This window comes from Endozoicomonas sp. 8E (genome assembly GCF_032883915.1).
Classification (GTDB): Bacteria; Pseudomonadota; Gammaproteobacteria; order Pseudomonadales; family Endozoicomonadaceae; genus Endozoicomonas_A.
This window is the reverse complement of the sequence record NZ_CP120717.1, coordinates 1,114,793-1,131,276: the sequence shown is the minus strand read 5'-3', so window position 1 is coordinate 1,131,276 and position 16,484 is coordinate 1,114,793. Positions and strand designations below refer to the sequence as shown.

5 protein-coding genes are annotated in these 16,484 nt (G+C 50.8%); 3 read left to right on the top strand and 2 right to left on the bottom strand.

Going from position 1 to position 16,484, the window contains the following annotated elements; genetic code table 11:
• Positions 1-24 precede the first annotated feature (24 nt).
• Positions 25-7,629, top strand: a complete 7,605-nt coding sequence (locus P6910_RS04160) for an AAA family ATPase (protein ID WP_317145027.1) — start codon at positions 25-27, stop codon at positions 7,627-7,629.
• 130 nt (positions 7,630-7,759) lie between these two features.
• On the opposite strand, the gene P6910_RS04155 is transcribed toward P6910_RS04160, so the two are convergent.
• Entirely contained in the window at positions 7,760-7,930 is a 171-nt protein-coding gene (locus tag P6910_RS04155; RefSeq protein WP_317145026.1) for a hypothetical protein, read from the bottom strand.
• 12 nt (positions 7,931-7,942) lie between these two features.
• Complete coding sequence (locus tag P6910_RS04150) at positions 7,943-8,350, bottom strand: hypothetical protein (protein WP_317145025.1); 408 nt, start codon at positions 8,348-8,350, stop codon at positions 7,943-7,945.
• Positions 8,351-8,440: 90 nt separating this feature from the next.
• Here P6910_RS04150 and P6910_RS04145 point away from each other — a divergent pair, with 90 nt between their 5' ends.
• Both P6910_RS04145 and P6910_RS04140 read left to right on the top strand, forming a co-directional pair.
• Entirely contained in the window at positions 8,441-15,817 is a 7,377-nt protein-coding gene (locus P6910_RS04145) for an AAA family ATPase (RefSeq protein ID WP_317145024.1), read from the top strand.
• Positions 15,818-16,345, top strand: coding sequence for a hypothetical protein (locus P6910_RS04140; protein WP_317145023.1), 528 nt, complete (start codon positions 15,818-15,820; stop codon positions 16,343-16,345).
• The last annotated feature ends 139 nt before the right edge of the window (positions 16,346-16,484 follow it).

The window sequence follows — 16,484 nt, the reverse complement described above, 5'->3', positions numbered from 1 at the left end:
CAGATGTCAGGAGGGAGATTGACTATGGATGGTCAGATTGGCGAAAAAAGAAAAAACCCTGTTATTGAAAATGGCGTACCAGCCAAGAGAGAAAATCTGGATTTATCGTCAGAGATTGCAAAGATTTGTCCGGAAGTAAATTCCAAACTGACTCTATCGCCACCTTCGGTGACCTTGCCTGATAAGGTGAGAGCCGTATCCTCAGCGGATTCCCCAGTCTGCAAGGCCCCTCATGCCTTCGATTTTCGTTTTGTCACCAGTGATGATGAGGTACGACAGCTTTTGGTTGCCCAGACCTGCGATGACCATCGGGATGTCACCCTTATTTCCCACCCCGATGACCTCTCACAGGCTAATCTGGTGAGCCGCTTGAGCATTTCTGACGATGGTCGTCACACTCTTTATCCGGGCAAACTGTTTGAAGGTTCACAACCATTCACTCTGGTGCTGGATATCCGAAATCTCAGCAGCGAAGAACTGCCCAAATTTAACGATTTACTGGACCCGAATAACCCCTGTCTGTACGACAAAGTCAGTCAGGAGAAACGCCCTCTGGGCGCACATGTTTCTCTGCTGGTGGTGGCAGACCCTGAGCAGCTGGCATCGGTTGACAAGCACAACGAAGCGTCGGTGGCCGGCGCACCGGGGGCTGATTTCTGGCGGCGAATTAATCGACCAGGAAACACCTGGCAGTCTGAACCAAAGACCGGCAATATCCCGGTCAAAGTTCCTCCGCTATTGACTGAACTCTCCTCTGCCGAAAGTGCTATGGATGACGACAATACCGTTCTTGTTGACTGTCACTTGCACAGCAACTGGCGACAGTTGCTGATGGGCGCCCCCGGAGTGAACAAACAGGGACGGATCCGGCACATCCCCGGCAGCCTTGAGTCATTGAGGGCCGGACAACGGGTGATTCTGAAAGGGGCTGACTGGCAGGATCTGGCCTTTGAACAGACGCTTCGCCAGATGCTGGCGCAGCAGAGCTTTGAGAGCAATGGGAGGATCTGCCAGTTACCCGACAATGTTCAGTTTTATCAGATGCCGGTAGCGGATGACGAGCTTCATTCCCTGTTCCATAGACTGTCCGACTCTCTTGAAAAGCAAGATGACAAAGAAGGTGACAAAGAACTTGATAAAGAGCAGGCACCACGAACCCCGATCATCATTAACCAAAGCAATATTGCCCAATGGCTGAACCCGATTGCCATCGCCCCAGAAGGCTACGCAGTACCCAATACCTGCCTGCTGGAACAGGTTCGGTCCGGTGGTGTCGTCACCGTGACGTCTCCCCTCACTGAGGCACTCTGGTTGCGTTTGCTGGGTTCATTGCAGAGGATTCGCGAGACGACCGGCCTGGAGCCCCGACTTCAGCTGGCCCATTGGAAACAGCAGCCGAAAGCCCTGAGATTGACAGAAAATGATCAGCATCCTCTGTCCAGCCCAAAGGAAAAAACCGGAGATCACGCCACCTTTAAATTCGTCACTTATCAGCAGCACGCCCAGGCGAGTCGCTGGATCAATTATCATCAGCCAGCCCCTTTGGTCATCCAGATCAATGAACAGACCAGCTTCAGCGAGCTCTTTGATAATATCCATATCACCTCGGAACAAAAGGCGTATTTTGGACGCCGTCAGAGTCAGTTGCAGGAGGCATTGACCACTGGCAAGCCGGTGGTATTCAGAGGGCTGGAAAGTAATCCAACGCTTCAGCAGCTTCTGGAACCTCTGGTAGTCGGGCAACCTCTGCTGGTGAACGGCCAGTTACAGGTCTATCCACAGGCTCGTATAACATTGCTCTGGCCTGAGTCTGCGAAAAGCCCATCTTCAGTATTTCATTCGATGATTGCCACGGGTGAGCCCTGTCCTGAAGTCGATCTCTGGGAGATCAATGCCGTCAGGCATGAAATCTCCCGGGCTGAGCTGCCAGAACAGGCACTTCACTCACTTTACAGAGCATTTGCAACCGTACCCGCCAACCTTTGTAACCCTTTGCCTGAAATGACCGAAGGGTTGTTGAATAACCTGATACTGGCTGCCCGGCGGGCGCAGCAGGTTGACCAGTCCTTACAGCTTTTACCCCGCCACTGGCGTAAGGCCATCGATAGCGTCATCACCCATGGCACCCGACAGAACCCATCAGTACGGGATTTTATGAAAGTGGCCTGCTGGCACTTGTTACCGGACAAGACGCCGGATGCCGATGAGAAACCGGATGAGGATCATACCGCCTCGGTAGACCCGGATCGGTTAAACGCCATCATCAACAGTGCCCTGCCATTGGATAGAGTGTTTGTGGAACAGAACCTGTGGCCACTGGCCAGAGCTTTTGACCCGGCAGTATTTAAAGGTAATGAATTAAAACTGTCCTATAAAAGTCCCTTTCCAGAGTGGGGTGGAGCAGACTTTTTCGACAGGCTCTCTGCCATAATCCTGGCTCATGTGCCCGAACAACAACGAGATGCTATAGCGTATCAGTTGGAAATAAGTCCGGCGGCAGCAAAGCCCTGGCAATCGCTGGCCATCAGGCCAGCAAGGCAGATTAAACGCTTGCAAGATGCACTGGCTTGTGGCTGGCAGTTATCTTTGCTATCAGGGCAGACCCGATCCGACGCCATTCACGCCCTGGCTACTGATTGCTTTCATAGGGCCAGAACAGCGAATTCTGAGGCAGAAGGCATTGAACGCATAGAACATCGACTGGCTGAATCACTGGTATGGACGGGATCCGCTGATAACCCATTGCCAGCACTGGCCCGGGATCTTTATCACGGATCAATGAACCAGAAGGATCGTGAAAGTCGTCGCTTATCCCGACTCCATGACCGGTTTTCGGACTCTCCCGTTATCTTCCTGCAGGGGGAAACCAGCACCGGGAAAAGTTACTTTTCCGCCAAAATGGCGAAGGCTTCAGGACAGGCTGCGGTCATTTCTCTGGGACCCTCTGACAGCGAACAGACCCTGATGAAACGCTGGCAGTGGCAACAACACGCCGATGGCGATCGCTCTATGGCGCAGCAAAACCGGGCATTGATGGAATGGGCCAATACTGAATCCAACAAAGAAGGAGAATACATTACCCTGGTTCTGGATGAAGCCAATCTGGCCAAAGCCGGATTGCTGGCATCATTGAACGGCTTATGGGAACCAGAACCCTGCATCTATGTGAATGGCCATCCTGTCAAGGTCAGCGCAAAACACCGGGTGATTCTCACCGGTAACCCGGATCATTACTCCGGGCGTCAAATGGACCCGGCCCTGAAAGAGAAACTGCCCAGAGCTTACTACCCTCGCCTGGACCAGGCATTCCTTAGGGACAGGGTGGTGGAACCGGCTCTGGCCAATCATTTACAACGGCATCTGCCGGAGCAGCAAATAAACGACATTGCACACAGTGCCACTAACAGTGTGATGGCGCTCTGGCAATATTATCAGGAACTCTTGCCCGACCATGAGTTTACCCCCAGGGATTTGACCGATATCTGCAGTTGGGTGGGCTGGTATCTGGATCGTGCCCTGCCCGCCCGCGGCAGTGTTACCTGTGGGCAAATAAACAGTCTGATCCAACATAGTTTTCGGGACGTACTGGGGCCGGAAATCACCGAAACGCATCAGGATGCCCTGTCGGCACTGGAAATCTGGTTTGCTGCCCGTTACCAACCGGAGAACACCCTGAGCGACAGAGTTCATGAACACACCCTGCGGGATATGCAACAGACCTTCAGAACAGTCACCGAAAAAATCCGACCAGACTTTGATACCTCCGGCTCGGCAGTCCGTGAACTGGTGCAACAGCTTGGACAGGATTTAAACCGCTGTCAGCAGGCTTATCATCGCAAAATAAAACACGGCGGCCGTCAGGCGACACTGATTGAAGGTCCGGCCGGACGGGGCAAGGATGCCACGCTGAACCTGGTGATTGAAAGCGTTAAACAGCAGGCTGAACAACGGCAAGAATTGATGCCGAAAGTCTTTTACCTGAATGCCTGTGATTGTTCCTGGGACAAACTGTGCGAAAAGATACAGACGGCAAAGATTAAAGGCGGCATCGTGGTAATTTCGGAAATGAATCTTATCGATAGCCAACATCTGGAAGGTGAGTTGAACGATATTCTGGCCGGTGACGCCCATCCGGGTTTCCATCTGTTTGCCACCATCAACCCGCCTGAGTACAGCGGGCGAAAACCCTTATCACCGGCGCTGAAAGGGCGTTTCCGGCACTTGCCCATCCGGCAGTACAACCCGGAAGAATTGCAGACCATTGTCGAAAAAGTGTTGCCACAGGACCCGGAGGGAAAAATCATGGCTAAACGCCTGACTAAGCAACATTGTCGTTTAAGGGCTTACCTGCAAGATAGAAAACTGCCCTTGCAGCCGACCAGTCTTGATCTGCAGAATGTCGCCAGAGCTGTTAACAAAGGGGGTGATTTTAGCGATAAAGCACTTCATCAATGCCTCAATCAGTACTACCGGCTTTACCTGATGGCCGCCAATATATCACTGGAGCTACTGCTACCATCGGCTCCTGCCATGGGTAGAGGAGCGCCTGATCGTGAGTTGAGTGAATGGTTCTACCAAACGGTATCGAGCATTGATCGTCCGTGGTTGATACGACAAAGTGATTGCAACAGCATTAATGAAAAACGTCATGAAATTCGTATTGATGACCTTCTGGATAAGGAGGACGCCAAAACAGAAGTTATCAAGAGGCTGGCCCAGAGCAGGTGGCAGGCATCCGGTCTTTCCCTGGACCCGAATGTGTCGCACGATATTCTCAACCGGGTACTGTACAGACACTGGCAGCAATGCTGGTTTAATCGTGAGTTTGGCCAGTCGGGTGTGGACGCCAATAGCGTATTTCCCATGACGGAAGAAGAGGAACAAACGCTGAAAATGTCGGCTTCCCAGCCTTGTCTTCAGGAGGCTGATCAGCAGATAAGCCAATGGAACTCCGATGCCGTTCAATTGTGGCCTGCGTTCTGGCTTCAGATAAGTGGTCAGCCGAGCCTCTGGGATGAAGATTCTGAACAATGCATCCCACAAGTCCGGGGAAAATATTCTCCGAAACTGGACTGCGAAACGAACTACGAGAACCTGGAGAAACCAAAAGAGACAGACTACAAAGTTTTTGATACGGAGGAGATTCCTTCCGATTTGTACCGCTGCAGGGTAGTGGATATTGATGTGACTGCTGAGGGTAACATCAAACTGATCGAGATTAATGATCGAGACAGGCAGAGGGCAGAAACCCTCACGCCTGACCGGTTGCCGGGGCGCGGCCGGGAAGTGATACTTGCCAGCAATCAAACGCTGGCGACCCTTAAACAGCCATCGAAGAATGGCCAGTTTGCATTACCCAGCCTGACGCCTGATGACTGTATCATGGCCCTGCGTATCTATCCCGATTTGTCATTTACCCTGGTCAGGGGTCGATATACCGGACTTCACACACTGTACGTTCCTGAGGCCAGAGCCAAACAGACTATTCGGGTGACTTATGTCGTAGAACCCAGAGTACCGGACAGAAAAACATCGGCTAAAAAAGCCCGAACAGAACGATCAATATGGCGTGACAACCGCTGTTCAGAAGAGATGAAAAAAGTACTGGACGGAGTGTTTACCACCATTGACCAACAAGCATCCGAAATACAGGAGCCTTTGCGGAAAATAGCAAACGCTCAAGGCATGACACAGCGCATTCAGGCAATCACGGAGTATTGCCAACAGTTTTCAGGTGAGGCTGAACCAGAAAAGGGCAAAACCAATTTCTTCCGATTCCTGGTGACACAGCGGCAAGGTAGCTGTCGTCATCGTGTGCCTGTTTTTGTTGCTCTTTGTCGTTATTTCGGGATCCCATGTCGGCAAATCAAGAACTTTGTCCACAGCTTTGCCGAGTATTCCCCGGATGGAGGCCAAACCTGGGAATCGGTGAATTTGAGCGGGGCAGCAACAGAGTCAACAGAAATCACCTATAAATTTCAGCCCACAAGGAGGGTCGATGATCCCGGCACTGTGTCAAGGAATATTAAGCGTTTCCTGAAAGATTTCCTGAAAGGTGCTGATTCAGCACAACAGCGAGCTTTGGCTAAAGCTTGTGTTATGAGCCTCAAGAAACTGAAAAAAGCCCTTGATGCGCAAAGTGCATGGCCAGAACCGAATCTGAGTTTCTCCAATTTAATAAGGAATCTCTGGGAGAGAAATGATTTAACCGGCTTTTCCATGGGCGTCTCGATGATAGAGTCGCTGGGGACGAACGCACTGAGCTATTTCGAGAACCCATGGGGCCATACTTTCACTAGCAAAGATTGGCATATTTATAAATCGATGTTAGAGACAGTCAAACAACTATTGTCCAACAGTGAGGAAGATCAGGTCACTGAATCACTCAAGTCAATCCATTCAAAAATGATTGCTCAGGCCGGAGCAAACCCTCAGCAGTGGTTGAGATTAATAGTGGAAATACTGGAAGACAGCGACCTGACCAAACCTTCGATTATTCACTTTGCTCGTGAAGCCATGGAGTCGGGTTGGCTGGATCCACTGCCAACCAATAAGAACCACTCTTCACTGCCCTATGCACTTCATGAGCTATTGGTGCGTCTGGAAAAGGTCGATGAACTGAAGGTTGAGGCCGCCCATTGCCTGAAAAAATGGTATCAGGAGTTCTTGTCCAGGGAAAAAAACAGCCGGGCGTGGCAATTGTTTTATAAACGCTTACGAGAGAAAAAAGAGGATACCTGTCACTTTTTCATCACTCACAGTCATGATGGGTTTTCGTCACTCTTTGCGAATAAAATTGCTGACTTGTCTTTAGAGGTCGCCTGGACGGATGAACCTGAGGGCATTCCGAACATAGAACGAATGCTGGTGCACAATCCAGCATTTGCGAAGTTAAGCTCGGGCAAGGCGAACCACCGTCCGGTGATTATCATGGGGAAACCTTTCTGGTGCGACACAGTGGTAAATAAAAAAGCCGAAGCTCTGTTTCAACAAAAAGTTGAGAACAGCCGGGTTTGGCAGCCGTTATTGGAAAAAATCAATCGATATAAGGCAATCGAGGAAGAACGACGCCTCAATTCAGAACAATTACATGCTGAGCACGAAAAAATGCTGAGGGAACTCCCTGTTCCCCGGGAAAGTGAAGAATGTGAAAAGAGGAGAGACGAAGTACGTCTTGAGGTAAAGAGAAAACGAAATGATATATACGTGAGGTACAAAGCCGCTATGGAGTCCCTTGAGATGTCAACGGGGGAGCAAACCCTTGTGGATAATTTAAAAGACAAATGCGTGCGAGCCATTCAACAGGCCTTCAGTCATTATCTGTATGGATTGACACACTCGAAAGGCGGTAGTTTAACGTATTGTTGGACCGATGCTTTCGTTTGGGACGAGGGCTATAGAGGCAACTATGGCGCTCATGACCCCTCCTCACCAGAAGAGCTTTACACCATGATGTCTGAAACGGATAACGGAAAGTGGTCTGAGAAAACCATTAAGGATGCCAACTTACGACAGGCACACAATGCCAGTAATGCTCTGGTTCTCAAATCCGACGAGCTGACAAAAATTGCCGAAGAGTTTTTGAACAGCGTCAATCTGAATTCGCTGTGTAACGCCCTGGATACCTGATAACCGTTTGGTCATGTTGAGTTATTCGAGATCGGTGATTTCCTGGTCTGTAGGAGACAATTTTCAACTCGTTCCCACGCTCTGAGGCTGTCGCAAAACTCCTAAAGCTCGCTCCCATGCTCTGAGGTCGTCATTCCCGCGAAGGAGGCTGTCGCAAAAGCCCAACAACTCGTTCCCATGCCCTGAGGTCGTCATTCCCGCGAAGGAGGGTGTCGCAAAACTCCAACAACTCGTCCCCATGCTCTGAGGTCGTCATTCCCGCGAAGGAGGGTGTCGCAAAACTCCAACAACTCGTCCCCATGCTCTGAGGTCGTCATTCCCGCGAAGGCGGGAATCCAGCGCCAACGGTGGATCTCTGCCTTCTCGGGGATGACAAGGCCAGAGGGGGCACCGGGCAGAATGGTTCTTGTGGTGAGTCAGTGTGGATTCCCGCCTTCGCGGGAATGACGAGAATGAGGTCGGGAATGACGAGAATGAGGTCGGGAATGACGAGAATGAAGTCGGGAATGACGAGAATGAAGTCGGGAATGACGAGAATGAAGTCGGGAATGACGAGAATGAAGTCGGGAATGACGAGAATGAAGTCGGGAATGACGAGAATGAAGTCGGGAATGACGAGAATGAAGTCGGGAATGACGAGAATGAACAGTTTTGCGACAGCCTCGCTCTGCGTGGGAGCGAGGTAAACAGCAGGCTGGACAACCCTACAGAGGGGTAACAATTGAAACGGAACTTTAATCCCACCCTAAGGTCAAACAATTAATCAGTTTCAATGCAGTTCTTCAAAAGACATCAGGAAGGGAGATTGACTATGGATGGCGGAATCAGGGAAATAAACAAATCGGTTTTTGATAGTGGCGTGCCTGATACTGGCGTACCATCCAAAAAACCAAAGCTGGAATTACCGCCAAATGATGTCGAGATCTGCTCTGATATCATGACCAAACTCAATGTATCGTCACCTCAGATTAAGTCACCCGACCGCACAAGAACCGTATCCTCAACGGACTCCTTACTCTGCAAGACCTCTCATGCCTTCGATTTTCGTTTTGTCACCAATGATGATGACGTTCGTCGGCTTTTAGTGGCCCAGACCTGCGATGAACATCGGGATGTCATCCTTATTTCCCATCCCGATGACCTCTCACAGGCTAACCTGGTGAGCCGTTTGAGCATTCCCGACGAGGGTCGCCACACCCTTTATCCGGGCAAACTCTTTGAAGGTTCGCAGCCACTCACCCTGGTGATCGATATCCGAAAGCTCACCAGCGAGCATCTGCCCAAATTTAACGACCTGCTGGACCCGGATACCCCCTGTCTGTACGACAAAGTCAGCAGGGAGAAGCGCTCCCTGGGCGAGCATGTTGCTCTGCTGGTGCTGGCAGCCCCTGAACAGCTGAGATCGGTTGGCAGGCTTGAGGATATACCGGGGGCCGACGCACCGGGGGCTGACTTCTGGCGGCGAATTAATCGACCGGACAATACCTGTCAGTTGGACGCAAAAGCTGGCAATGATCCATCGTTGGAGATCGACGAGGTTCCTCCGCTACTGGCTGAACTCCCCTCTGCCGAAACGGCTATGGACGACAATACCCTTCTAATTGACTGCCACTTGCACAGTCACTGGCGACAGTTGCTGCTGGGTGGCCCCGGTGTGGATAAACAGGGGCGAATCCGGCATATCCCCGGCAGGCTTGAGTCATTGAAGACCGGACAGCGGGTGATTCTGAGAGGGGCGGACTGGGAAGACCTGGCCTTTGAGCAGACCATTCGACAAATGCTGGCGCACAAGTGCTTTGAGAGTAATGGGGAGATCCGTCCATTACCCGACGATGTTCAGTTTTATCAGGTGCCGGTTGGGGATGACGAGCTTTATTCACTGTTCCAAAACCTGTCACACTCTCATGAAAAAAACTGTGACAAAGAACTTGATAAAAAGCACGCACCTCAAAACCCGATCATCATTAACCGGAATAATATCAGGGATTGGCTGAGCCCCATTGCCATTCACCCGGAAGGCATTGCAGTTCCTAATACCAGCCTGTTGGAACAGGTTCGGGCCGGTGGTTCAGTCACCGTAACCTCTCCCCTGACTGAGGCTCTCTGGTTTCATTTGCTGGGTTCATTAAAGACGATTCGCGAGTCAACCGGCGTAAAGCCCCTGCTTCAGGTGGCTCATTCAAAACATCAGCCGAAAGCTCTGGGATTGGCAGAAAATGATGAGCAGCCTCTGTCTTACCTGCAGGAAAAAATGAGGGCTCGCTCCGCCTTTAATACCTTTACCTATCAGCAAGCTGCCCAGGCCAGCCATTGGCTCAATAATCATCCGGAAGCCCCTCTGGTCATTCAGGTCAATGAACAGACCAGCTTCAGCCAGCTATTTGATAATATCCATATCACCTCGGAACAAAAGGCGTATTTCGGACGCCGTCAGAGTCAGTTGCAGGAGGCATTGACCGCTGGCAAGCCGGTGGTATTGCGGGGGCTGGAAACTAATCCAATTCTTCAGCAGCTTCTGGAACCTCTGGTTGTTGGCCAACCTCTGCTGGTCAATGGGCAGTTACAGGCCTATCCACAAGCTCATGTCACAATGCTCTGGCCTGAGTCTGTAAAAAGCTCATCTTCACTATTTCGTTCGATGGTTGCCAAGGGTAAGCCCTGTCCTGAGGTGGATCTCTGGGATATCAATGCCGTCAAACATAAAATCTCCCGGGCTGAGCTGCCAGAACAGGCGCTTAATAAACTTTACCAGGCGTTTGAAACTGTACCTGCTCATCTTTGTAACCCGCTACCAGAAATGACCGAAGGGTTGTTGCATAACCTGATACTGGCTGCCCGGCGAGCACAGCAGGTTGACCACTCCCCACAGCTCCTGCCCTGCCACTGGCGCAAGGCCATTGATAGCATCCTCACCCATGGCACCCGGCAAAATCCTCCCGTGCGCGATTTTCTGAAAGTGGCTTGCTGGTACTTGTTACCGGATAAGACGCTGGATAAGGATCAAACGGCTTCGGCGGACCCGGATTGTTTAAACGCCATCATCAACAGTTCCCAGCGGCTGGATAGAAAGTTTGTCAGGCAGAACCTTTGGCAACTGGCCAGAGCCTTTGATCCGGCAGTATTCAAAGGTACCGAATTACAACTGTCCTATGAACATCCATTTCCAGCATGGGGCGAAGAAAACATTCTCAACACGCTCTGTGCCATGATCCTGGCCCATGGGCCTGAAAAACAACGAGATGCATTGGCGTATCACCTGAAAGTCGATCCTGCGCAAGCAAAGCCCTGGCAATCCTTAACCATCAGGCCAGGCAGACAGATTAAACGTTTGCAAGATGCTCTGGCTTCTGGCTGGCAGTTACGTTTGTCATCAGGGCAAACGCGATCCGATGCCATTCAGGCTCTGGCCAGAGATTGTTTTCACGTGGCCAGAACAGCGAATTCTGAGGCAGAACGCATTAAACGCATTGAACATCGACTGGCTGAATCACTGGAATGGCTGGGTTGCGCTAATATGCCTATGTCAGCACTGGCCCGGGATCTTTATCACGGCGAGATAAGTCAGAAGGATCGTGAAGGCCGTCGATTGTCCCGACTCCATGACCGGTTTGCGGACTCTCCCGTTATCTTCCTGCAGGGAGAAACCGGCACTGGAAAAAGTTACTTTTCCGCCAAAATGGCGAAGGCTTCAGGACAGGCTGCGGTGATTTCTCTTGGACCTTCCGACAGCGAACAGACCCTGATGAAACGCTGGCAGTGGCAACAACACGCCGATGGCGACCGCTCTATGGCGCAGCAAAACCGGGCGTTGATGGAATGGGCCAGTATCGAATCCGACAAAGACGCAGGCTGTGTTGGAGGAGAGTACATTACTCTGGTTCTGGATGAAGCCAACCTGGCCCAGACCGGATTGCTGGCCTCATTGAACGGCTTATGGGAACCGCAACCCTGCATCTATGTGAATGGCCATCCTGTCAAGGTCAGCCCAAAACACCGGGTGATTCTCACTGGTAACCCGGATCATTACTCCGGGCGCCAAATGGACCCGGCCCTGAAAGAGAAACTGCCCAGAGCTTACTACCCACGCCTGGACCAGGTATTCCTTCGGGACAGGGTGGTGGAACCGGCTTTGGTCAAGCATTTACAAGAACATCTGCCGGAGCAGCAAATAAACGACATTGCACAAAGTGCCACCAACAGTGTGATGGCACTCTGGCAATATTATCAGGAACTCTTGCCCGACCATGAGTTTACCCCCAGGGATTTAACGGATATCTGCAGTTGGGTGGGCTGGTATCTGGATCGTGCCCTGCCCGCACGCGGCAGTGTGACCTGTGAGCAAATAAACAGTTTGATCCAACAGAGTTTTCGGGATGTACTGGGGCCGGAAATCACCGAAACTCATCAGGATGCCCTGTCAGCACTGGAAATCTGGTTTGCTGCCCGTTACCACCCGAACAATACCCTGAGCAACAAAGTTTATAACCACACCCTGCAGAAAATGCAGCAGACCTTCAGTACAGTCAGCGAAAAAATCCGACCAGACTTTGATACCTCCGGCTCGGCAGTCCGTGAACTGGTGCAACAGCTTGGACAGGATTTAAGCCGCTGTCAGCAGGCTTATCATCGCAAAATAAAACACGGCGGTCGTCAGGCAACACTGATTGAAGGCCCGGCGGGACGGGGCAAGGATGCCACGCTGAACCTGGTGATTGAAAGTGTCAAACAGCAGGCTGAACAACGGCAAGAATTGATGCCGGAAGTCTTTTACCTGAATGCCTGCGATTGTTCCTGGGACAAAGTGTGTGAAAAGATCCAGAAGGCCAAAATTAAAGGCGGCATCGTGGTGATTTCGGAAATGAACCTGATCGACAGCCAGCATCTGGAAGGTGAGTTAAACGATATTCTGGCCGGTGACGCCCATCCGGGTTTTCACCTGTTTGCCACCATCAACCCGCCTGAGTACAGCGGGCGAAAACCCTTATCACCGGCGCTGAAAGGGCGTTTTCGACATTTGCCGATCCGGCAGTATAACCCGGCAGAATTGCAGGTCATTGTTGAGAAAGTATTGCCAGAGACCCTGAAGGGGAAAGAGTTGGCTGAAAAGCTGACTCAACAACATTGCCGATTGAGGGCTTGCCTGCAAAGGTACAACCTGCCGTTGCAACCAACCAGCCTTGATCTGCAGAATGTCGCCAGAGCGCTTAACAGAGGGGGTGATTTTAGCGATAAAGCACTCCATCAATCCCTCAATCAGCACTACCGGCTTTACCTGATGGCTGCTGATATATCGCTGGAGGAACTGCCAGAGTCATGGGCACCTGCCATGGGTATAGGAGCGCTTGATCCTGATCTGAGCCAATGGTTTTACGAAACGGTATCGAGCATTGATCGTCCGTGGTTGATACGACAAAGTGACCGCAACAGCATTAATGAAAAACGCCATGAAATTCGTATTAATACCCTTCTGGATAAAGAGGACGCAAAAACAGAAGTTATCAAGAGGGTGGCCCAGGCCAGGTGGCAGGCATCCGGTCTTTCCCTGAAGCCGCGTGAGTCGGACGATATTTTCACACAGGCACTTTACAGACACTGGCAGCAATGCTGGTTCGCTTGTGTGTTTGACCTTACGGACGTGGACGCTCATAGCGTATTTCCCCTGACGAAAGAGCAGGCACAAGCGCTGAAAATGCCGACTTACCAGCCTCATTTTCAGGAGGCCGATAAGCAGATACAGTCATGGAACGCCCATGACGTTCAATGCTGGCCCGCATTTTGGTATCAGATCAGTGATCTGCCGAACCGTTGGGTAAACGATTTTATTAACAAAGCATCCGCTATTAGCGGTGACGACGCTCCAGAACCCTATAACCCGGAAGTTGAGGAGGAAAAAGCTCCGGCATTGGACCGAAGCACGAACTATGAGGATGAGGAGATACCAGAGGTTGAATATTGTAAAATTTTTGATTCGCAGCATCCCCCTAAGATGTATCGCTGGGAGGCATGGGATATTCGTGTCACTGCCAGGGGTGAAATCAAAAAGATCAGTCTTGATGGTAAGCACCTTCTGGGAGTCGAAGCCCTCACACCTGGGCGGTTACCAGGGAATGCCCAGAAAGTGACATTAACCAGAAATCAAACGCTGGCGACCCTTGAGATATCAGCAAAGAACGGTCAATGTCCATTGCCCAGCCTGACGGCCAGTGACTCTATCGTGGCCCTGCGTATAAAACCCGGTTTGCCATTCAAACTGATCAGGGACCACTATACCGGGCTTCATACACTGTTTGTTCCTCTGGCCGCAGTCGGCCAGAGTTTTCAATGTACTTATGTCGTAGAACCCGCAAAGCCGGGCGGTAAAACAGGCGCTAAAAAAGCCCTTTTTGACGTCCAGTGTTCAGAAGGCATGAAGTCCGTCCTGAAGGAACTGTTTGCTAACATCGACGAACAACCCGCCAGAATACAGGCACCGTTGCACAAAATAATAGACGCTAAAAACATCTGGCAACGAATTAGCGCAATCACGGAATACTGCAAACAGTTCTCCGGTGCAGCTAAACCAGAAGAGAGTGAAAATTTCTTTCGATTCCTGGTAACAAAGCGGCAAGGTAGCTGTCGTCATCGTGCGCCTGTTTTTGTTGCTTTTTGTCGCTATTTCGGGATTCCCAGTCGGCAAATGGAGAGCCTCAGGCACGTCTTTGCCGAGTATTCCGTGGATGGAGGCCAATCCTGGGAGTCAGTGGATTTGGGCGGGACGCCCGTGGAGACAACAGTAATTATACCTCGCTCCAGGAAGCTCAATGATTGCAGCATTAAATCAGAGAAGCTTAAGGATCTCCTGAAAGATACTGATTTAGCCCAACAGCAAGCTCTGGCCAGGGCCCTTGAGATGAACCTTGAGGAACTGAAAAAAGCCCTCGAGACAAACCGTGCATTACCGCAAGCCAATCTGACTGTTTCCGAAATGGTAAGTAAACTTTTTAAGCAAAAAGACTTAGCCGGTTTTTCCATGGGCGTCTTAATGGTGGAGTCGATGGAGACAGAAGAATTAGCTGCTGGCGAGAAGGCATTGGCCTGTTCCGGGTCTGAAAACTTATTTGCCAGAAGTCCGATGTGGGAAGCAGTAAAAGTAATATTGTCCAACAATGATGGAGATCAGGTCACTGAATCACTCAAATCATTGCACTCGAAAATGATTGTTCAGAGCGGAGCGAGCCCACACCGATGGCTGAGATCAATGCTGAATATATTGAATACCAACTTAACCGGACCTTCTGTTATTCGCTTTGCCCGTGAAGCCATGGTATCGGGTTGGCTGGACCCAGTGCCGAACGACAAGAATTATCCTCAGCTGGATTTTGAACTTCATCGGCTATTGGTGCGTCTGAAAGGCATCGATGAACTGAAAGTTGAAGCCGCCCATTGCCTGAAAAAGTGGTATCAGGCGTTCTTGTCCAGGGAAAAAAACAGCCAGTCATGGCAATTGTTTTATAAAAGCTTACAAGAGAAAAGAAGTGATACCTCTACCTTTTTCATCACTCACGGTCATGAAGGGTTTTCGTCATTCCTTGAAGGTAAAATTGCCAACTCGTCTATAGAGACGCACTGGACGAATGAACCTGAGGGCATTCCGAATATAGAACGAATGCTGGTACACAACCCTGCATTTGCGCAGTTCATTTCCGGCAAGGCAAACCATCGTCCGGTGATTATCATAGGAAAACCTGAGTGGTACAACAACGTGACCGCAGACAAGGTCAAAGCCCTTTTTAAACAAAAAGTTGATAGACGCCCGGAATTGCAGCCGTTAGAGGAGAAAACACTTGTGGATAATTTAATCAAGTGCAGGCAAGCGATTCAGCAGGCCTTCAGTCATTATCTGTATGAATTAACGCACTCGAAAGGTGCTAGTTTAACGTATTGCTGGATCAATGCTTTCAAATGGGGAACCCTGGACAGAGGCAACCATGGCGCTCACAATCCCTCTTCACCAGGAGAGCTCTTCACCATGATGTCAGAAATAGATGCCAATTCCTGCATACATGACTGCATTGAAGATACCTACCTGAAGCAGGCATTCAACGCCACCAACGCTCTGATACTCCAATCCAATGAGCTGACAAAAATTGCCGAAGAGTTTTTGAGTACCGTGAATTTAAATTCGCTCTGTGACGCATTTGATATCTGAATGATTCCCGGCTTCACTCCCGTCATTCCCGGCTTCACTCCCGTCATTCCCGGCTTCACTCCCGTCATTCCCGGCTTCACTCCCGTCATTCCCGGCTTCACTCCCGTCATTCCCGGCTTCACTCCCGTCATTCCCGCGAAGGCGGGAATCCACACTGACTCTCCACCAGAATCATTCTGCCCGGCGCGCGCCCCGGCGTTGTCATCCTCGAGAAGCCTGAGTCCCGCTGTTGGCGCTGGATTCCCGCCTTCGAGGGTGTCGCAAAACTCTCTCCAGCGTGGGAACGAGTTGACTCCCGTCATTCCCGGCTTCATTCTCGTCATTCCCGCGAAGGCGGGAATCCACACTGACTCACCACCAGAGCCGTACTGCCCGGTGCCCCCCTGGCCTTGTCATCCCCGAGAAGGCAGAGATCCACCGTTGGCGCTGGATTCCGCCTTCGCGGGAATGACGACCTCAGAGCATGGGAACGAGTTGTTGGAGTTTTGCGACACCTGCCTTCGCGGGAATGACGAGTTCCTTCCCTGAAATGGAAACATTAACTGAGCAGCTGATTCAGTGCAGCCGAACAGCAGGCTGGACAACCCTACAGAGGGGTAACAGTTAAAATGGAACTTTAAACCCATCCCAAGGTCAAATAATTAAATAATTTCAATGCAGTCCTCCA